We start from the raw sequence: 19511 nt of genomic DNA, 5'->3' as shown, positions 1-19511 counted from the left end.
CAGTTCAAGGACACCGTCGTCGCCGCCTTCGCGAACCGCGAGGCCCAGCAACCAGAGCTGGTCGCGCTACGCCAGGAGGTCTACGCGCTCAAAAACGCGCGGAAGCAAGCCGACCGCGACCATGCACGAACAGTGCGCGAACTGGAGGCGACGATCCGGCTCTATGCTAACCAAATCCAGATTCTCACCCTCCGCAATATCGAGCTGCAGGATCTCAACCAGCGCTGAACAGCCCCCGACAACACAACGATTGCCCTGTTCAAGAGCGATCAATGATGTTCGCATTGAGTGAGCGATCAGGATACGGGGCGGCGGAGGCGTCAGCAACTCCGTGCTAGCGCCGTCGGTTACGAACCGGCAGACTGTATCGAAACGGTTGCGCCGCGGACCGGACACGCTCCAACAGCCTGCTGGGCGTGAGTTGCCTATCCGTGCTCAGATAGTGCAGGTAGGACATTGAGTGGTTGTCGAGGATCTCCTCACGCTTGCGCCGGCTATCTCGCGCGGAACGCCAGACGCCGAGTGCGAAAGCGCCCATGCCAATGCCCGCGCTAGCAGCAGGCGGCGGCTGGAAGGCGAGCATGGCGAGCGCAGTACTGGCAACAGAGGGGGCCGCAGCCTGAACATTCACTGCTCCCAGCGTGGTGTTCACCCAACCATGATGGCGCATAGCGCGCTCAAGCTGCTTCAGTTGGGGGTGGATCCGTGTGTCGTAGCGTGACTGCAGATGGTCGATGAGAACCTGTCGGTCTTTGATGTCTTCGAGTTCGATCGCTTCCTTCACCATTTCAGCGACCGCTTCCCGGAACCGGACACGTTGATCTGCATACTTCTCGCGGAACCTGATAATCTCGCGAGATGGTACGTCTTCGATTCCCCGTGGCAGCACGGTGGTAATCGCGATATTCACCAGAAATATTCTATGTTCATCGGGGGAGAGCGGCGGATTTGACGCCGGGGACACCATGCCGGCGACAAGCCGTTTGGCGTCGATGGTGCTGGCGGCCTGCTCGAACTCATTGTCGGCCACCAGATGGCTTCCTCGTTCTCGTGCGAGTTGTCGCCCTAAAACCAACAGGTATGCATGTGCAAGGGTTGGCTGCATATGAATTCTACCCCCGCGTACGCTGCCCATGCCGTTGTCAACTAGGCGCTCGACCAAGGAATTCGGCATTTTCCAGGTCGCCACACCGTCAGCCATCTCGTACTGATCGGCATCTTCCCACTGACCCTCTTGGTTGACATCGGCCAGAACGGAGTCGAACTCGCGGGCTGCCACCTCAAGCTGTTGAGGATTGGGCTTTATGTGACCGATAAATTCGGCAGCGGCTAGCTCAATCTCGGCTCGGGACAGGTGTGGCAGTGTGCTAGCGGCATCCTCGGCGGAGAAGCGATCGAGGCGATCCCAGTGCAAGGCCGCGTTCTTCAACCAGGCCGCATTTCGGAAGTGAACGTGCGGGTAATACAAGCCGAAACCGCTGACCACTTGCGTCTCCTTGCCGTCACGGATGAACGTCCGCATTATCCCACAAGGTTATCATCCTGTGGATACGGCGGCAGACGACAAGGGAGGTACCGACTGCAAAATCGGCTTCTGAATGGCCTGTAGGGGCGGGCGCGTCGGCAGGGATGGTGCAGGTGTCACGGACGGGCGCGGGTCACATGGGTTCCTGGCACCTGCACCACGACTGGCTGAGCTGACGCCGAACTCGTCACCGCGGCAATCGTCACCTGCGACACGATCGCCCCTGCGACAGCTAGATCGTTGACATAACGGTCGCGTTGTTGTTCCGGTGGGCACCTCGCGGCGTGGTCCGTGCGTCTCCCACAGGTCGCGAACCCATGTCGACAACACGTTGTGCAGGTCGTCGCGCACCTCGGCCGCACCGAGGGGGAACGGCAGTCCGGTCTCGGTCGAGCGCGAGCCGACTTGCTGCCCCGTGCTTGTCTGTCGGGCGGTCGTCGCGTTCGAGTCGTCGATCAACTGGAGTCTTCATGCGGCTCGACCGTGTGATGCCCACCAAAGGGCTCTGCGACGGCTGGCGCGTCAAGGCTGCCACGGGACGGCGCGTCGCTGGCCAGTACCGGTACGGCTACCGGGGTGAGGGCAAGGGGCGCGCCCACGATAGTGCGGTGGCCCTTCGAAAGGTGGAATCCGGTGGCGGTCCTTCTCTCAGGCAAGACGATTTCCGACGAGGTGGTGGTGATGGTCGCCTCGGACAAGGGCATGAGCTACTGGAAGACCTACACCGTGGTGATCGAGTTCTCCGCGGAGGGGTACCGCTGGCGACGGGAAGGTGACGGCCTGCCCGAACTGGTCGAGTAACCATCGGTCGGCTTGCTCCTGATCCGCAGTGTCACCGCCAGCGCTGCGCCAGCTCTCGCTCCACCCGCCGCTCCTCCACCATCCGGGCCACGTCGAGCACCCCGCCCGTCTGCGTCGCGCCGGAGGCCAGGGCCTCGATTGCCTTCACGGGGATGACGTACCGGGTGCGCACGCGCACCGCGGGGAAGGCGTCCTCTCGGATCGCCCGGTACAGGGTGGAGGGGGCGACGCGGAGGATGCGCGCGGCTTCGGAGACGGTGTGGAACAGCGGCTTGTCGGTCATGCGGGTGGGGTGCGTGCACGGTAGATCGTGAAAACGGTTCACGACGTCGTCCACCCGATCGTGTGGCGATGCGGGACATGTGGGCCGGATGACGACCCGAACGGCCGGTTTCCGGCGTCCGTGCCGCGCGCCAGGCTCGACCGATGGGCACACCGACGGACGCGGCGGACGAGGCCGACGACTACCTGCACAAGGCGTTGGACGCGAGGCACCGTGCCATGGAGGCGACCGGCGCTGAGCGTGCCGAGCTGCTGGCGCAGGCGACGCTGGACATCGGGATCGCGACCTTCTTCGAGCTGCGCCGGGCGAACCTGGACACCGAGGCGCACACGGAGGCGTTGACGAAGCACTCCCATTGGATGGCGGAGCACCATGGCGCGCTGACCGGCCATGCGGGCGCGCTGCGAGCGCAGGAGCAGGCGCTGGACCGCCACGCCAATGCGCTTCACGACTTCGAGCGGGCAAGTCGACGGGAGTACTGAGCTATCCCGGCATGCTGTGGTGCCGACCGGGTAGGCCCGGTCGCCGGCGTTTCGTCGTCAGGGGGTGGCGTCGGCACCTTCGCGGGCGGCGAGAAGATCCAGCTGCCCTGCTGTGTGCCGGGCGATGTGGGTCTGTTCGCGCAGGCTTCGGGCGATCGAGTTCAGCGTGACGATGAACCAGATCAGGAAGACCAAACTGGCCAGTGGGGCTGCCAGCCACAGTAAGGCAAGCAGTAGGACGCCGAGGCCGTCGGCGTGCTCGTTCGTCAGCAGCGCCGTGATCGCCACCAGCACGAGGAAGCCCGCGACGGCGAGCCCGTAGTACAGCGTCCTCACGTTTGCTCCTTGCGAGGTGGGGTGTCGATCTCGGCGGGCATGGCTCCTCCTCGGGGGTCGCCTGTACCTCGTGTCGTCCTCGACGTGCGTTACACCGTCGGTCGGCAGGTCCAGGTGGCAATGGACCGCCACGGCGGCGTGTTCGAGGAGTCGGCAGGTCGCCTTGCGGAGAGGGATCGAGCATCGCGTCATCCGGACGATGCGCCACCGGTTGAAACCGGGCCGGGGCGTCGGAGCCCTCGTTCTTCGCCAGGATGGGGCCATGCGACTTCTCGTCCTCGGCGGCACGCATTTCCTCGGCCGCGCGGTGGTCTCGGCGGCCCTCGAACGTCGGTGGGACGTGACGGTCTTCCGGCGCGGCATTTCGGGCGTCGACCCCGCCGACGTCCTCAGCCTGCGAGGCGACTACAGCGACCCGCGCGACGTGGCCCGACTCGCCGATCACGGGCCGTGGGACGCGGTGGTGGACACGCTGGCGTACGTGCCGCGCGAGACCTCGACCGTAGCCCGGGTGCTGAGGAACCACGTCCAGCGCTACGTCGTCGTCTCGTCCGTGTCGGCCTACCGGGGGTGGCCGCTCGAACCGCTCACCGAAGCCTCTCCGGTGCTGGACTGTCCGCCCGACGCAGGTCCCGGCTACGGCCACGACGGCGACCCGGGCCCGTCGACCTACGGGTTCGGCAAGGCAGGGTCCTCGCGCCCGGCGCACCCGACCGGAAGATTCAGCCGGTCGACGTGCGGGACGTGGCGGAGTTCGCGCTGCGCTGCGCCGCGGGGGTCACGGGGGTGTTCGACGTGACCGGGCCGGGCACCGAGACCTTCGGTGACTTCCTGGGCGCGTGTGCCGGTCTGGTCGCCCCGACGGGTACCGAGCTGGTGTGGGTGGCGGAGGAGTTCCTGGTGTCGCGGGGCGTGCGTCAGTGGACCGAGCTGCCGTTGTGGCGCACCTATGCCGGGGCCTGGGACGTGGACTCCTCGCGGGCGAGGGCGGCCGGGTTGACCACCCGCCCGCTCGCCGAGACCGTGCGGGACACGTGGGAGTGGCTGACCGGCGACCGGCCGGACTTCGACCACGAGCGCGCCGCGGAACTGGGCATCGAGCCCCGGCGCGAGGCGGAGATCCTGGCCGCGTGGGACGACTGCCTGGCTGGCCGCCGGGGGTGATGGCCAGCTGGGCGGCGGCGCGCAGGGGACAGCGAGGTGAAATCCTCGATCCGCTCGCCGAGTCGCCCGGCCTCCACCGCCGCCCGGAAGCGTGTGCCGCCCAGCATGTGGCCCAGGTTGGTCAGCCGCCTGTTCAGCGCCTCGGTGCGGCGTTCGGGGGCGCCGGCGCGAACACCTCGGCCAGCGCGTCCTCCGTCCCGGCCAGGTCACCTCGCATCGTGTGCGCCGCCGCGGGGTCGACACGGGGGCCGAGTTCTCCGGCGCTCCACCGCGCCGCCTCGGGGGTGCGCGCGAACAGCTCCAGCGCCGTCGTCGCCTCGGCCTCGGCGCGCTCGCCGTCGCCGAGGGAGACGAACGCTGCCCCGGCGCACAGCGCACGGCGGGAACGGTCGAAACCCAGTTCCCCGCCGGTCTCGTCCGGCAACGGGTCGTGCCCGGCCGAGGCCAGCGCCCGGGAACCGCCTGCGGCCCACGACCGACGCCACCGCTGCACCGATCGCACGCTGACCCGCAGCTCCTTGGCGATCACCGTGTTGGTCTCACCTGCGGCGAACCGCTCGGCCGCCTGCAGGCGCAGCCGTTCCCGGAACTCCCGCTGTTCGTCGGTCAGCCCGCCACCCTGCGCATACCGCATCCCACCGGCATACCGCAACGATCAAGACCTGTCAGCACTCAACGACAAGACGAATTGAAGATCAGTAAGTCACTAGTATTGGGCCTAGGGACGAGCCCCGAGGGGTCGACCGCGCTGCGCACCGCCGCCGCGGACGAGTCCGCCGACCCGGTCGCGCGCTACCGAGCCGCCGCGCTGCTGGCCCGGGTCGACCCGGCGTCGGTCGACGTGCTGCGGCCCTCCGATGAGAGCAACGGCCTCCACTACTGGCAGCGGGCCGTGACAGCGCTCGCCCGGTCCGGTGCGGACGTGGTACCTCACCTGCGTGCGTTGCTGACCGCCGAGGACACCCACCGCACCCTGCGGCGGTACACGGCCGTCCTGCTGGCCCAGCTGTGCCCCGGTGCCCGCGACCTCGCCCTGGCCGAGCTGCGTCGCATGGCGCTTGAGGAGCACCAGGTGCTCCGGCAGCGCAGGAGCGCTTTCGCCGCGCTCGTCGAGTGCGACCCGAACACCGCCGACCAGGCGATCGCCCACCACCGGGAGGTGCTTGCCGACGACTACAGCGACGCGGAGGACAAGAGCAGGGCGGCCGATGCGCTCATCGGCCTCGACCGCGCGTTCACCCTGACCGGGCTCGCCCTGCTGCGGCGCTTCGCCCAGGACGTCCGAGCGGCTCCCTGCGAGCGCTTCACCGCCGTGGAGCGGTTGATGTTTCTGTCCCCGGCCGAAGACCTCGACGCCCTGCTCCCGCTCGTCACCTCGACCACGCGGTTTCCGATCAAGACCGATGCGCTTCGCGGCATCGTGAGCCGAATGTTGCGGTGGGCCCGCACCGAGGTCGAGCACGATCTCCTCACCGACCGCTCGCTGCCGATCGACCTGCGGGTGCCGGCTCCGGACGTGTGGGACGACATCCCGTTCGCCGCGGAGGTCGAACAAGCGGTCAGGGCGGTGCTCCACGCCCCCGAGCACCAGCCCGCCGAACGGGCCGCCGCGGCTTCCGCCCTGGCCGCGCTCTCCACCCGGCACGTGCCCGAGGCGGCCCGCGCTCGCCGGGAACCCGACGAGGGGTGCGAGCAAAGCTCTCGCGAAGCTGGGCCGGCGCCACTTCGCCCACGTGGTCGCCGAGGCGCTGGTAGTCGTCCGCGACCGGGCGCATCCGACTCGCGATCGCTGGCGCGCGGCGCACCTGGTCGCCGACTTGACCACCACGCCGCCGCAGGAGATCGTCGAATTCCTGCGCAAGGACGCGGCGGATGGAGGGACCTCGTCCCGGGACCGGGTCAACGCCCTGTTCACCCTCCGGTGGGGCGACGGGCTGAGCGCCGTCCGTACCGTCCGAGACGACGAACGCGAGCGTCCCGCAGTCCGCCGCCAGGCCGCCGACCTCCTGATCAACTACTCCTCGGCCGACCGGGTGGCGGCGGCTCGGGTCCTGCTCGCCATCGCGACCGACCCGGCTCACCGTCCTGCCCTGCGCCACCACGCCGCCGTACGGCTCCTCCAGCTCGGCGAGGCCATGCGGATCCCGGCGCGGGAAGCCATGTGGGTCCTCGCGCGCGACGAGGACGCCTCCACCGCGCTGCGCGCGCAGGCGCTGAAGTCGCTCGTCTGGTTCGCCCTCGCCGATCGGCGTGCGGTCCTCGGGACCGCCGGCGAACTGCTCGCGACCGACAACCCCCTGCATCGCGCTCAGGTGCTGCGCGCGATCGGCGACGCCGACCCGACCGCCGCCGCGCTCGAACTCGGCCGGATGATGCGCGACGGGGCCACTAGCCCAGTGGCCCGGGTCCGCTGTGCCGAGTTCGCCGTGGAGTTCCGGCGGGACCGCAAGGACCAGGCGGCGACCGTGGTGCGATCGATCGCCTTCGACGACTCCCTGCCCGCACACGTACGCAAGCGCGCCGCCCGGTGCCTGGCCCGATGGAGCGAGGCATGTCGGGAGGAGGCGCGGGACCTGCTCCGACGCCTGGTGCTCCCCGCACCGTGAGGCGTGCGGCCTGGGGACCGCACGGGGATCACCGCCTCTGCGACAGCTGATACCCGTCCTACTGACCGTGGGCTGCTCGCAGCCCGCGACGAGCGGGACCATCATTCGGAGGACAAGCGCCCCCTCGTAGCGACGGTCGCCCGCGTTCCTCCCTTGAAACGGGATTCGCCAGGATGGTGACCATGCGCGTTTTGGTACTTGGTGGATCCTGGTTTCTCGGTCGGGCGGTGGTCGGCGCGGCACTGGAGGCCAGGCATCAGGTGACGACCTTTCGGCGGGCCTGACCGGTGAGGACGCGGACGGTGCTCACGTGGTGCGCGGGGATCGCACCAGCTTGGAGGACTTGTCCCGGTTGGCGTCGCACGGGCCGTGGGACGTCGTGGTCGACACCTCCGGGTACGTGCCACGCGAGGTGCTCACGTTGGCCTGCGTCCTGGAGCCGGTTGTGGACCGGTACGTGTTCGTCTCCTCCGTGTCGGCCTACGCCGGTTGGCCGATCGAGCCGTTGACCGAGTCGTCCCCGGTACTGAAGTGTCCGCCTGACGCAGACGGAGACTTCGGCCACGACGGCGATCCGGGGCCGAGCGTGTACGGCTTCACCAAGGCCGGCTGCGAGCGCGCCGTCACCGAGGTGTTCGGCGGCCACCGCACCATGATCCTCCGACCGGGGGCGATCCTGGGGCCGCGCGAGTACGTCGACCGTCTGCCGTGGTGGCTCAACCGCGTGCGGCGCGGTGGGCGCGTGCTCGCCCCCGGCGAACCGGGCCGGTCGATTCAGCCGGTCGACGTCCGCGATGTCGCCGCCTTCGCCCTGCTCGGGATGCAGACCGCGGGTGTGTTCAACGTGACCGCTCCCGGTGACGAGACGTTCGCCGACTTCCTCGGTGCCTGTGTCACCGAGGCCGCGCCCGCCGGTACGGAGTTGCAGTGGGTGGCGGACGACTTCCTCGTCTCGCGGGGCGTGCGCCAGTGGACCGAGGTGCCTCTGTGGCGCACCTACGCGGGTGCGTGGGCGGTCGATGCCACGGGGGCACGCGCGGCGGGACTGCGGACCCGGCCGCTGGCCCAGACGGTGCGCGACACCTGGGCGTGGATACGGCAGGGCCGGTTGGTCGAGCACGAGTGCGCCGGTGAACTCGGCATCGACCCGGAGAAGGAGACCGCGGTGCTCGCCACCTGGGCGGCGAGCCGGTTTTAGCTGATCGCCAGCCGTGGGGCCGAGGTCGCCAGGGCCTCGCGGGCGAAGTCCTCGATGTGCTCGTCGAGGTGTCTGGCCTCACCGTTCCGGGCGGCTACCCTTAGAAGCATGGGCGACGCACCCAGCGAGGTCGGGCGGAGACTCCGCCAACTCCGTCACGCGAAGAAGAAGTCCCTAGCCGTTATCGCGGGACGTGCCGGAATCAGCGTCTCATACCTTTCGCGGTTGGAATCGGGTGCGCGGGCACTGGACCGTCGATCCCTTATCAAAGGGCTGGCGGATGCCCTGGAAGTAGCTCCCAGTGAAATCACCACACTCGCTCCGGTCGATCATCTCGAAGAAGATCATTCGCTAGGACCTGTTCGACTGGCCATTCTTTCCGTGACCATGGGCGAACCGGATGGCGAAGTAGTTCCGGTGAACATTCTCACGAAACGCGCCACTGCTCTTCTTGAGGCGCAACGTCAGTGTGATTACGTCAGTGTCGGTCGCGATCTTCCCGCCCTTATTCGTGATATGCACACGACGTTGAAGGCTGGTCGCGACGTCAAGAGAATCCTTGAACTGCTGGTGTTGACGCACGTTCAAGGGACTCAAGCGTGGCTAGGTGATATCGGTGCAAACATGGATTTGGGGTGGCAAGCCGCCGCGTTGGCGAAACGGGCGGCGGACCAGACTGACGACCCGTTGTCGCACGCCGTAAGCGCGTTCGGCACGGCGTTCGGTCTGATGGGCGCTGGCGCGTTCGACCTTGCGTCAAAGGTTTTGACAGTGCAGAACCTCGGTACGGCCTCTCCTGAAGCAGTGCAGGCCACAGGAATGCTCACTCTGACGTCGTCGCTGATTGCCGCTGCCCGTAAGAACCAGTCGGAGCGCTTGGCTGCGATCGAATACGCGGCGGATCTCGCGGACCACACCGGGGAGGGCAACGCGCTGTGGTTCGGATTCGGTCCCAGCAACGTCGGTGTGTGGCGTATGTCCATCGCACTCGAAATGGGTGACTACGCTGAAGCGGCCCGTATTGCAAGGACCGTGAACCCGGACGCCCTTCCTTCTCCTACAAGGAAATCCGCGTACTGGCGCGAGTATGGCCGCGCGCTGGCCCGGCTCCCGCGTCGGCAGGATGACGCCGTACTGGCGCTGCGGCGGGCGGAAATGATCTCCCCGGCACGTATCCATCGCCACCCATTCATGCGTTCGATACTGGCCGAACTTCTGGTGAAGGCGAAGCGGGACGCAGTGGGCCGTGAGCTTCGCGGCATGGCATACCGTGCTGGCCTGCCTGTTTAGTGGTCAACCCGGAATGGGTTTCGCAGGCGATAATCGGGCAGGTCAACCTGAGCATCGCTTGGTGGACGTCGGCTTGGTGTAGACTCGAAGTCGCCGGAAACTGGTGTCAGGCGGAGGTGCGTTCTGCCGGCCAGTGGACCTTGCCCAATCGGGAGCCGGGTTCGACGCCACGGTAGGCGGCAATCGGGGTGATGTCGCGGGCGCTGACCAGGCGACGATACTTGTCGTGATCGTAGCGACAGTCGGCGTAGAGCCGAAGCGGGCGCCGCCGGGGTTTGTCGACCGCACCCCGGGTCGGTGGCACGGCGTCGATGAGCGGGATCAGTCGGGTGACGTTGCCTACGGTTGCCGCCGATTGGGGTGACGACGAGCAGGACGTCCGTGGCGTCGGTGATCAGGTAGTGCTTGGAGCTGGGCTTGCGCCGGTCGGACCAGGGGACGGCCCGGTGTGTCCGTCCCGTGAGGGCGCAGGTGGGTGGAGTCGACCAGTGCGGCGGACAGGTCCAGCAGTCCGGTCGCCCGCAGCTCGGCGAGCAGACGTTCGTGCGGCTGCTGCCAGACGCCAGCCTCATGTCACTCGGTCAACCGTCGCCAACACGTCACACCCGAGGCGCCCAACAGCTCGGTGGGCAGCCGGTTCCATCCGATGCTGGTGCGCACCGCGTACAGGATTCCTCCAACGCCGCCCGATCGTCGGCATGCCTGCGACCCAGGTGCCGGAAGCGCCTCGGCCGCACCGGCATCGACGGCTCCGGGCGAGCCCACAGCTCATCGGTCATGACCTCCTCAGGCGTACGGCGGTCCTGGAACACCTTGGGGCTTTGGCAAAGCTGGCACGCTACCTCTTTTTGAACTGATCGCTTAACCCGTTCGAGCGACTTTGCCTGGGTGGCAAAAGATCCACTCCCCGCATTCCTACGGTCCTGATCGACGAACTTGGACGTGTGGAGGTGGTGCGCGATGTCGTTTCGATGGCTCCCCTACGAGGGGAAGCGGCACGCCGTCCATAGGGGCCTCCAACCCGGTGACGACGGCGAAACCCTCTGCGGCACAGCGGTTTCACCAGTCCCGGAGCGCACGCCGGTTTCGGAGTGGCCTGCGTCGTGGCACGAGTGTCCGGGGTGTGATGGCGAGTGGCGGCAACGGGAGGAGATTCCGTTGCGGTGCAACAGGATTGCGGCGTGTGCTCTATGACCGCCCTATTCAGCAGTGTCCCGGCCGTGGCCGTGATCTCCAGGGGATGGCACAGGTCGTGACCAGACCAACTAAAGCACCCCTGAGCAGGGCTTATCCCGTGTACATGCCTTTGTGTTGTACTGCCGATCCCGGCAAGTCGATCCTGGTTGTGTGGTGGTTGCTAGACATCCGCGAGCGGTCCCCGGACGAGGTGCCGTATGCCCGATTCGACGCCGGCGGCCCAGCCCACACTCATGACCGGGGCGTGGTCCTGGTCGGGTTTCTGTTCGCGCTGGGTGCGGCGCAGGACGTGCTGCCCGTCGATGTCGACTACTGCGTCGCGCTCTACCGCACCCTGACCGCTCACCGGGCGCTGGTGGTGTTGCTCGACGACGTCGAGCACACCGAGCAGGTGACACCGCTGCTGCCCAGCGGCTCGGCCTGCCTGGTGGTGACCACCAGCCGGCACCCGCTGGGATCGCTGATTGAACACGGTGCGCGCGTCCACCGGGTAGGGCCTCTGGACCATGCGGACGGGCTGGCCTTGTTCCAGGGCATCACCGGCCCTGATCGCGTGCACTCCGATCGCCCGGCCGCCGCCAGGCTGGTCGAGCTGTGCTGCGGGCGTCCGCTGACCATCGCCGCCTGCGCCGCGGCCGCGGCGATCCGTCCCGGTGTGCCGTTAGCGGACCTGGTCGACGACCTTAACCGCCCGCTGGACATGCTCGACCGGAACGGCGACATCCTCGTGAACCACGCAGTCCAGGCTGACTACGACGGCCTGACCCCGCTCGGCCAAGCTCTCTTCCGGCTGATCGGTGTGCAGCCGACCAGCCGGTTCTCCTTCCGCATGCTCACCGCGCTGCTCCCGCCCGCTCAGGCCCGGCCGCTTCCGGTGGGCACCCGGACGGCCGACTACGATCACGGTCTCGACCCGTCGGGGCCCCGGTCTCGACGTGACAGCCGCGTGCGGCGCGTGATCGACGAGTTGACCGGGGCCGCGCTGCTAGTCGGGCACCCGCTCGACACCGCGCCCGTGAGCGCCGCCATCGATCCGACCGGTATGTCCGGGCCGGTGTGGACCATTGAGGCGGTGCCGCACCAGGTCGCCCGCGAGCTCGCCGACACGCTCGACCTCCCGGAGGTCCGGGCCGCCGCCGTGGTGCGCGTGGTCGACCAGGTGCTGTGGCCGGCGCTGCACGCCGCCGACATCCTGATCACCCCCTACCGGCGCCGTACGCCCTACCCGGTGCCCTCCGAGGACCTGGCCCGGTTCGGGGAGGTGGTGTTCGCCGACCGCGCGCAGGCGCTGACCTGGCTCGACCTGCACGTCGACACCCTCGCGGCCTACGCCCATGCCCTGTATGCCGCGGGGGAGTACCGGCGGGCGCTGCTGCTGGTCGATGCGCTGTGGCCGTTGTGGCTGCACCGCAAGCACTACGAGTTGCGACTGGAGCTCGACGCGCTCGCGCTGCGTGCGGCCGGGGAGTTGGGCGACGAGGCCGCCCGGGCGGAGATGCTCAAGCGGATCGGGCTGGTGCAGATCTCCCTGGGCGGGTACGAGGAGGCCCACGAGGCGTTGCGAGCGGCCTTGGCGTTGCGGTTGACGCTGCGCGACCAGTGGGGGCAGGCGGACTGCCGCAACGCCCTGGGCCTGTACCACCGGGCGGTCGGCGACAGCGACTTCGCCGCCACGCAGTTCCGCCTGGCCGCGAACACCTACCGGGCGGTGGGCGCGTTGCGCGAGCAGGGCCTGGCCAACCACAACCTCGGCGCGCTCCAGGTGGACACCGGCCAGTACAGCCTGGCGGTGGTCCAGTTGCAGCGCACGGCGGAGGAGTTCGCCGCGCTGGCCGAGCCGGACGAGTACAACGCCTTGCGCGTGCGCATCGACCTGGCCCGAGCCCACCTGGGACTGCGGCACTACCGAGCAGCCCGTGACCTGGCGGTCGAGGCCGCGGACGGCATGGCGCTGGTGGGCAACCCCGCCGAGCGTGCGCGAGCGGTGGAGGTGCTGGCCGACATCGCCCAGGCCACAGACGACCCGTCCTATCCGCAGCGTCTCGCCGAAGCCCTGGCCCTCTACGAATCGGTCAACTCGCCGCGCACCGACCGGCTCCGTACCCGCCTGGCCGCCGCGACGGCCCAGGACGAGCGCTGACTGTGCCCTGGAATCCCGACCCGACCATCCGCACCCCTGGACGTGCTGCGACCGTGACCGACGACCTCACCGACTTCCGCCCGAGGGCCCTGGCCTGCGCCCACCCAGAGCGTGGCCTGCCCTGTGGCGCCGTCCATGCCCTGCTGTCCGAGCGCGAACCCGGCTGGCTCGACACCGGCCTGACCGAGCTGGTGACGGCCGGTCTATTTCAGCAGACCGGCGGGAACGACACCGCCCGATTCCGGGTACCGGACTCCCGGCGATCCGAACACGGCGGAGCGACCCGCCTCCGACTCCTCGCCCATCGCCGCGACCCCACATACCTCCTGCTCCGAGCCGACCGATTCCACCGAGGCGTCATGAACAACCCGACACCGCCACCGGCCGCCACCCGGTTGAGGGCATCGCACCGGCTGCTGCCCGGCACCACCTCGCGCCGGGTACGAACCTCGGATGTTCTCGGACTACCGGCGTACTGCCGGGGCAAGCTGATCGGTCAGCCGCTGGAGGACGGCGCGGCCCTCGGCGCCGATCTCGGCGAGACCAGCCCCGTCGGCCGCCCGGATCGTGCGTTGTACCTGATGGGGCAGTCTGTGCGACTCGGCGGCAACCAGTGCCGCCCGGAACGCCTCCGACGCGCCGTCGCGGTGGTGGGCGGCGAGCAGCACTTGTCCGGTGGTCACGCGTTCGATGATGTGCCACTGCGGTGCGACGGGTGGCCCGTGGACCTGGTCGGCCTGCATGACGCGCACCGCCTCGGCGGCGCGACCGGTCGAGATCAGGCCGCGGAGTTCGATCTCGCGGAACGTGAACGGGTTGAACAGCATTCCGCGGCCTGTGCCGATGTCGAGCAGGTCGCGGTAACCGGTGATCGCGTGGTCGAACAGGTCCCGGTCGCCCCGCTCTCCTGCCGCACGCGCGAGCAGGGCGAACGCCGTCCCCTGGCCCTCACGGTCACCGGAGACGGCCACGGCTCGGCTCAGGTGGGCGATCGCCGCGCCGACGTGGTCGGCCTTGCGCAGCTCGTTGCCGTGCATTCGGAGCGCGTGCGCGAGGAACACCGGGTCGCCCAGGCGCTCGGCGACGAGCAGGGCCTTGCCGGTCCACCGTGCCGCGGCGGCCAGGCGCTCCTCGGGCAGGACGGTTCCCAGCGAGACACCGAGTGCGGCCCTGCCCTGTCCGAGCAGGATCATCGTGTCCCGCTCGGCGCGGCCCTCGGCGGCGCGTGCCTCCAACCTGGCGACGAGCGGCCACAGCTCGTTGACCGCGTCGACCGCGCGCCCGGACTGGCGGGCGATCTCGGCGAGTCGGATGGTCGAGTCGCCGAACTGGATCATCGCGGCGAAGTCGGCGTCGTCGTTGTCGGTCACGCCGAGCACGTGCATCGGCAAGCCGAGCACGCGGGCGATGTGGCGTCGGGTGGCGACATCGCTGATGGTGCGCCGACCGGTCTCGATCATGGAAACGTAGGTCTTGTCGTAGCCGAGCAGCGCGGCGAGTCGTTCCTGGCTGAGGCCGTTGACCCGGCGGTGGAGGCGGAGGATCGTCGCCAGGTCGCGGGTCCTCAGCGCCGCTGCCGCCTCCGGGGCCGACCACAGCCACACCGCCGGTGTCGGCGGGCGGACGGGCATGGTCGGCGGGGCGTGACGTGCGCTCGCGTGGCACGTCGGGCAGATCGGCTCGACGGCGAGCCTGCTCAGCCCGGCCCCGCATACCTCGCACCGTCCACCGGTCATGAGCGGCTACCGGGCCGGTTCCCGGTCGGCCTCGCGCAGGTGTGCGAACCACGTCGCGATCGAGCGCTTGTAACCGTCCGGCATGGTCAGCCCGCGCACCTCGGACTCGGTGAACAGGCCGATTTCCTTGTGTTCGTGGGAGAGCACGGGTTCGGCGTCGCCGTCCGGGTGGCAGCCGTAGGTCACGATGAACACGTTCTTCTCCGCCACGCTGATGTAGTACATCCACGTGTCGAGGATCGGGCCGGTGGTCACCTTCCACCGTGTTTCCTCGGTGATCTCCCGCGCCACGCACTCCTCGGGCGTCTCGCCGGGCTCAATCCGACCGCCGGGCAGCTCCCACTCCTCGCGCTCGTTCTTCAGCAGCAACACCCGGTCGTCGCGCACCACCACGCCCTTGATCGAGACGGGGTAGACGAACTGGTCCATCGTGGCGTTGACCTCCGGGAGTGCGAACGGCGTCGAGGCTGCAACGTAGCACCGGGTGACACCGTTGAATCTGACGCAGTGTTGACAGGTTGTCACTGGACGTGTTCGAGCGTGGCGCGTTCTCATGATCTTCCGAAACGAGCGTTTCGGGAGGTGGGGACGATGAACGACCCGTTCGAGGGCGGTCGGATCGCGGCCGACGACGGATCGGCCGTGGTGGACGCGCTGACGCGGCACGGCGTGGCGCTGGTGGAAGGACTCGCCGACTCGGCGGACCTGCTGCGTCTCGCCGGCTCCGTCGCCACGGTCGTCCCGCACCGGGACAGCGCGTCGGACGGCGTGACCACGCTGGTTGACCTCGGCTCGACCGAGGGCGGCGCGTTCGCCGGGTTCAGCTCGTGCGCGCTCGCGCCGCACACGGACCGCTCGGGCGTCGCCGACCCGCCCGCCCTGACGATCCTGAGCTGCTCGCAGCCCGCCGTGAGCGGAGGGCAGTGCGTGCTGATCGACGGGGCAGCGGTGCACGACACGCTCGCCGAAACCGCCCCTGACGCGCTTGCGGCGCTACATGCGCCCCGGTCCGTGCTCTTCGGCGGTGCGTCCGGCCACTTCGGCGCGGTCTTCACCGAGTGCGACGACGGGCGGATCGTGATCAGGCTGCGCCAGGACGACCTCGTGCGGTTCTCGCCCGAGGTGAGTCGGTGGCTGCCGACGCTGCACGCGGCGATCGACCGGCACCGGGTCGAGCTGGACCTGAGCGCCGGACACGGCTACGTCCTCGACAACCACCGGTGGCTGCACGGCAGGAGGGCGTTCACCGGGCACCGGGTGGTGCACCGCGTCAACGGCAACCCCCTGCTCCACCTCGGCATCCGAACCGGCATCCCCGCTCGAATGAGGAGCAGCGCGCCATGAACGACGAGATCGCGGTACGTGCGTTCCCCGCCCTGGCGGGACTGATCGCCATCAGGGACGCGGGATGGCGCTTCGTGCACCAGGGCTTGGTTGACGGTGTCCCCACCCGGCTGGACGGCTTCCGACTGTGGCCGGACGGCTGGCACGACGCCATCCGGGTGCGCGGCGACACCGACGCGATGGCGTTGCGCGGAGACGGCGACGAGCCGCCCGGCATCGTGTGGGAGCGCACCGGTTCGCTGTCCCATGTGGTCGAGGGCCTGTTGAGCCTGTCCGCGCCACACCAGCGGTTCGCTCCCCGCCTGCTGGTGGCGTCCGCGCCGACACTGTGGACGCCATGGACGCCGTAGCCCGAACCGCCTTCGGCATCTTCCGGCCGTTGGCCCACCTGATCGAGGCGGGAGCCGAGCCGATCGACTTCCGGGGCATTCCCGTCTGGTTCGCCGCCTGCGGTGCGGCATCGGTGCTGATCACCGGCCCAGCGCCGGCGCGCGAGGTGTGCCCGGTGTGTGCCCGAATACTTGACAACCGGGCAGTGTGGGCCGTCCCCGAACGGCAGCCGCCCCGGTTCGACCTGCACGCACCAGACCGGGGCGGTACTCCCCGTCGGCGCTCGAGAGGACTGCCGGAGGACTCCACCGTGAGCAGGCGTCCTGCCGGTCGACCGCACAGGCTGCGTCGACCGGGCAGCCGCAAGCCCGTCGGAGCAGGTGCGCCCGCAACCACGGAGGACACAGTGGTGCGCCGTCTCCGACTTCCCACACACCGCCGCAACCCCCATACCCCCTGCTTCGACCCGACCGATCCCGCAGAGGCGTCATGAACAGCCCCACACCGTCCCTCGCCGCCCGGTTGAGGACACTGCACCGGCTGCTGCCCGGCGACGACTTCGGTGTCGACGCCGCCGCGGCCCTGCTCGACCAGGACACCGACACCACCACGGCGGCGATCACCGAACTCGTGGCCGCGGGTGTCCTGGAGGTCTCCGGCACACCGGCCCCCGCCGACGCCTGCGCGCCGGCCGGCGACCCCACCCGCCGCTACCGGGCGACCGGACAATCCCGACAACCGGTTCTCGAACTCCCCGCCGACGCCGAGGACAAGGACGCGCTGTACCGGGTGCTGGGATACCTGCTGCGGCACTGCGCCGCTGTGGCGGCGCGGCTGGCCCCCGGCGAGCACCGGTTCGTCGAACTCCCGGAACTCCCGGTGTTCGCCGACGACCGGGCCGCCCTGGGCTGGTTCGCCGCGGAACGGACCTGCGTGCTCGGCGCCCAGCGGGTGGCCTACGCACTCAAGGACCTGCCGTTGACCTGGAAGTTCGCCGACGCCGCCTATCCCGCGTTGCACCATGCCCGACGCCACGACGACCTGATGGCCGTCAACGACCTGGGAGCCACCGCCGCCGACCAGCTCGACCACCCCGTGGCCGGCGTGCTGCTCGCCCGGATCGGGGCGTCCCACAACGCCCTGGGTCGCTACGCCGATGCGGAGGCAGCCGCCCAACAGGCACTGGCGCAGGCCCGGCGACACCGGCACCCCCGGTCGCGCTTCCTCGCCCACACCGTCCTCGGCGGCGCCCGACGTGGCTTGCGCCAGTACGACCTGGCCCTCGCGCAGTTCCACGCCGCGAGGGACGTCAACGCCGCGGGGGAGAGCGACCCGACCGGGACCCCGACCGGCCCCGACGGGCGTGCGACCAGCGCGGACACCGCTGGCGGTCTACTGGCCGCCGAGATCGCCCTGACCCACCTGGCGGCGGGGGAGCGGACGGCGGCGGTGGACCACGCCTACCAGGCCGTCGAGCAGCTGCCCCGCGACGCGCCTCGACGAGACCGCGCCCATGTGCTCACGGTGCTCGGCTGCGTGCTCACCGCGGCCGGCGACGCCGCCGAAGCGATCGTCACGCTGCACGCCGCCGCCGGCCTGCTCGACCCCGACACCGACCCTGTCGACCTCGCCCGGGTCAAACAGGCCCTGGCCGACGCCGACGCCGCGCTGGGCGACTACGAGCAGGCCGGACGCGACCGCGACGACGCGATCCGGCTCTACCACCATGCCGGACACGACCACCCGGCCCACAAAGCCCGGCAACAGCCGGACCCCTCGATCCGCGCTCGGGACACCGGTGACCACCGCGACTCCGACGCGCCGAACGGACCGACCACCCCCGAGGTTCCGTGACCACCGCACCCACCCGGACCGCCGGACACGCTCACAATCCCACCCGACGAGGAACGATGAACACCGAACGCGAAGACACCACCAGCCCGCGCATCAGCACCGCCCGCACCCGGGAACTCGGCGAAGAACTGCGCCGCGCACGACAGAAAGCAGAGTTCTCCACCGCCGGCATGGCCCAGGCGATGGGCCGGTCCCTGGGATGGGTCAGCAAGCTCCAGAACGGCTACCGCAACACCAGCTCCGAGGAGATCTCGGTCGCGCTGGGCGTCTTCCGCACCGATCGGCCGACGCGCGAACGCATCCAGACGCTGGCCGCGGAGGTGGGGCACCAGGGGCCGTTCGCGCGCCTGCACATCCCCGCCTCCGACACGATGGCCTGCCTCGCGATCACCGAGGAGCTGGCCGCCCGCATGGTCGTCTACGACGCCCGGTTCGTCCCCGATCTGCTGCAGACCTCCGACTACACCCTGGCGTTGACCGGCGACCAGGACGTGGTCGACGACCGGTCGGAACGGATCCGGAACTTCGCCAGGAAAGGGCGCGCGAACGTCACTTTCTTCCTGCCGGAATCGGCGCTCATCCGCACCGTGGGGTCACGGCGGACCATGGTCAAGCAGATGTCGCACATGGTGACACAGAGCCAGGTGTGGGACGCGGTCCTGCGGGTGGTCCCCGCGTCCACCCCGATCATCCCGGAACTGCGGCACTCCGGGACGTTGGTGGCCTTTCCGGATCCCTTGCCGCCGCTGGTCCACGTCAGGGGCGAGATGGCCACGGTCTTCATGGAGAGCCCCGAGGCCATCGAGCGGTACAAGGAGAAGATCAAGGTCCTGGACAGGATCGCACTGTCGGCGGGCGAATCGGTGGAACTCATCCTGCGCTACGGCCACGGGAACCCGCCGGAGCAGGCCACGGTGACGCCCTCCAGGGCGGGCGCCCCACCTGCGGTGTCGGCGGCTGCCACCACGGCCTGACCCACCCGACCGGCCGCCACCGGCCGAGCCCGCCGGCGCACGACCCGCTGCCGCACCCTCCCGAACACAGAGATCACCGTCCATGTCCGCCACCCCGGCACACCGCATCGAGCGGGGACCCGACCGCGCCGCAGGGCACCGCGTCGGTCGCACCGTGACCTGTGCTGCCCGATGCCTGCCCGGTGTCGCCGCTGCGGCGGTGCCGGTGCGGGCGGTGGGCAAGGCGGTACCCGCTGCTCGACCGGCCCCGC

At 69.4% G+C, this 19511-nt stretch carries 20 protein-coding genes and 1 pseudogene; 13 read left to right on the top strand and 8 right to left on the bottom strand.

What is annotated here, in order from left to right:
* Positions 1–334 precede the first annotated feature (334 nt).
* Positions 335–1522, bottom strand: a complete 1188-nt coding sequence (locus EKG83_RS26290) for a DUF6236 family protein (protein WP_153278411.1) — start codon at positions 1520–1522, stop codon at positions 335–337.
* Between the two features lie 636 nt (positions 1523–2158).
* Between EKG83_RS26290 and EKG83_RS26285 the strand changes: the two genes are divergently transcribed.
* Positions 2159–2326, top strand: a complete 168-nt coding sequence (locus EKG83_RS26285) for a hypothetical protein (RefSeq protein ID WP_153278410.1) — start codon at positions 2159–2161, stop codon at positions 2324–2326.
* Between the two features lie 31 nt (positions 2327–2357).
* On the opposite strand, the gene EKG83_RS26280 is transcribed toward EKG83_RS26285, so the two are convergent.
* Positions 2358–2609, bottom strand: a complete 252-nt coding sequence (locus EKG83_RS26280) for a helix-turn-helix domain-containing protein (RefSeq protein ID WP_033434916.1) — start codon at positions 2607–2609, stop codon at positions 2358–2360.
* A gap of 143 nt (positions 2610–2752) precedes the next feature.
* Here EKG83_RS26280 and EKG83_RS26275 point away from each other — a divergent pair, with 143 nt between their 5' ends.
* On the top strand, positions 2753–3091 hold the full coding sequence (locus tag EKG83_RS26275) for a hypothetical protein (RefSeq protein WP_033434915.1): 339 nt from the start codon (positions 2753–2755) through the stop codon (positions 3089–3091).
* 57 nt (positions 3092–3148) lie between these two features.
* On the opposite strand, the gene EKG83_RS26270 is transcribed toward EKG83_RS26275, so the two are convergent.
* A complete protein-coding gene (locus tag EKG83_RS26270) occupies positions 3149–3427 on the bottom strand; it encodes a hypothetical protein (RefSeq protein ID WP_033434914.1) in 279 nt (92 codons plus the stop codon).
* Between the two features lie 262 nt (positions 3428–3689).
* Between EKG83_RS26270 and EKG83_RS48270 the strand changes: the two genes are divergently transcribed.
* Complete coding sequence (locus EKG83_RS48270; RefSeq protein WP_211269269.1) at positions 3690–4226, top strand: NAD-dependent epimerase/dehydratase family protein; 537 nt, start codon at positions 3690–3692, stop codon at positions 4224–4226.
* Entirely contained in the window at positions 4172–4591 is a 420-nt protein-coding gene (locus EKG83_RS48265) for a Rossmann-fold NAD(P)-binding domain-containing protein (protein WP_051766844.1), read from the top strand. The genes EKG83_RS48270 and EKG83_RS48265 overlap by 55 nt, the downstream gene beginning before the upstream one ends.
* A 133-nt stretch (positions 4592–4724) precedes the next feature.
* Here EKG83_RS48265 and EKG83_RS48260 read toward each other — a convergent pair whose 3' ends face one another.
* Together EKG83_RS48260 and EKG83_RS26255 are read right to left on the bottom strand one after the other, a co-directional pair.
* A complete protein-coding gene (locus EKG83_RS48260; protein ID WP_211269267.1) occupies positions 4725–5225 on the bottom strand; it encodes a helix-turn-helix domain-containing protein in 501 nt (166 codons plus the stop codon).
* Between the two features lie 84 nt (positions 5226–5309).
* Complete coding sequence (locus EKG83_RS26255; protein WP_153278409.1) at positions 5310–6053, bottom strand: hypothetical protein; 744 nt, start codon at positions 6051–6053, stop codon at positions 5310–5312.
* A gap of 271 nt (positions 6054–6324) precedes the next feature.
* Here EKG83_RS26255 and EKG83_RS26250 point away from each other — a divergent pair, with 271 nt between their 5' ends.
* The 3 genes from EKG83_RS26250 (at position 6325) to EKG83_RS26240 (ending at position 9685) form a co-directional block, all read left to right on the top strand.
* Complete coding sequence (locus EKG83_RS26250) at positions 6325–7197, top strand: hypothetical protein (protein ID WP_033434912.1); 873 nt, start codon at positions 6325–6327, stop codon at positions 7195–7197.
* Positions 7198–7642: 445 nt separating this feature from the next.
* Positions 7643–8395 carry a Rossmann-fold NAD(P)-binding domain-containing protein gene (locus tag EKG83_RS26245; protein ID WP_228122207.1) on the top strand — a complete coding sequence of 251 codons (753 nt, stop codon included), beginning with the start codon at positions 7643–7645 and terminating at the stop codon, positions 8393–8395.
* Between the two features lie 108 nt (positions 8396–8503).
* On the top strand, positions 8504–9685 hold the full coding sequence (locus EKG83_RS26240; protein WP_084717065.1) for a helix-turn-helix domain-containing protein: 1182 nt from the start codon (positions 8504–8506) through the stop codon (positions 9683–9685).
* 28 nt (positions 9686–9713) lie between these two features.
* Here the strand turns inward: EKG83_RS26240 and EKG83_RS26235 are convergent.
* Positions 9714–10464, bottom strand: a pseudogene (locus EKG83_RS26235) (transposase); the annotation flags it as partial.
* Between the two features lie 181 nt (positions 10465–10645).
* On the opposite strand from EKG83_RS26235, the gene EKG83_RS26230 reads away from it, so the two are divergent.
* Both EKG83_RS26230 and EKG83_RS26225 read left to right on the top strand, forming a co-directional pair.
* A complete protein-coding gene (locus EKG83_RS26230; protein WP_084717074.1) occupies positions 10646–10879 on the top strand; it encodes a zinc finger protein in 234 nt (77 codons plus the stop codon).
* A 106-nt stretch (positions 10880–10985) separates the two neighbouring features.
* Positions 10986–13022, top strand: a complete 2037-nt coding sequence (locus EKG83_RS26225) for a tetratricopeptide repeat protein (protein WP_228122940.1) — start codon at positions 10986–10988, stop codon at positions 13020–13022.
* A gap of 464 nt (positions 13023–13486) precedes the next feature.
* On the opposite strand, the gene EKG83_RS26215 is transcribed toward EKG83_RS26225, so the two are convergent.
* Positions 13487–14758 carry a helix-turn-helix domain-containing protein gene (locus EKG83_RS26215; protein WP_051766843.1) on the bottom strand — a complete coding sequence of 424 codons (1272 nt, stop codon included), beginning with the start codon at positions 14756–14758 and terminating at the stop codon, positions 13487–13489.
* Positions 14759–14764: 6 nt separating this feature from the next.
* Entirely contained in the window at positions 14765–15187 is a 423-nt protein-coding gene (locus tag EKG83_RS26210; protein WP_033434910.1) for an NUDIX hydrolase, read from the bottom strand.
* Between the two features lie 162 nt (positions 15188–15349).
* Here EKG83_RS26210 and EKG83_RS26205 point away from each other — a divergent pair, with 162 nt between their 5' ends.
* The 4 genes from EKG83_RS26205 to EKG83_RS26190 all read left to right on the top strand — a co-directional run bounded on the left by EKG83_RS26205 (position 15350) and on the right by EKG83_RS26190 (position 19260).
* Positions 15350–16102, top strand: a complete 753-nt coding sequence (locus tag EKG83_RS26205; protein WP_051766842.1) for a TauD/TfdA family dioxygenase — start codon at positions 15350–15352, stop codon at positions 16100–16102.
* A complete protein-coding gene (locus EKG83_RS26200; RefSeq protein ID WP_033434909.1) occupies positions 16099–16452 on the top strand; it encodes a hypothetical protein in 354 nt (117 codons plus the stop codon). The genes EKG83_RS26205 and EKG83_RS26200 overlap by 4 nt, the downstream gene beginning before the upstream one ends.
* A 469-nt stretch (positions 16453–16921) precedes the next feature.
* Positions 16922–18286: a hypothetical protein gene (locus EKG83_RS26195; protein WP_153278407.1), complete on the top strand. Its 1365-nt coding sequence runs from the start codon at positions 16922–16924 to the stop codon at positions 18284–18286.
* A 56-nt stretch (positions 18287–18342) separates the two neighbouring features.
* On the top strand, positions 18343–19260 hold the full coding sequence (locus tag EKG83_RS26190) for a helix-turn-helix domain-containing protein (RefSeq protein ID WP_033434907.1): 918 nt from the start codon (positions 18343–18345) through the stop codon (positions 19258–19260).
* Positions 19261–19511: the final 251 nt, after the last annotated feature.

It is taken from the genome of Saccharothrix syringae, from assembly GCF_009498035.1.
Taxonomy (GTDB): Bacteria; Actinomycetota; Actinomycetes; order Mycobacteriales; family Pseudonocardiaceae; genus Actinosynnema; species Actinosynnema syringae.
Note: the sequence above shows the minus strand (reverse complement) of the source record. Positions and strands in the feature narration are given on the sequence as shown.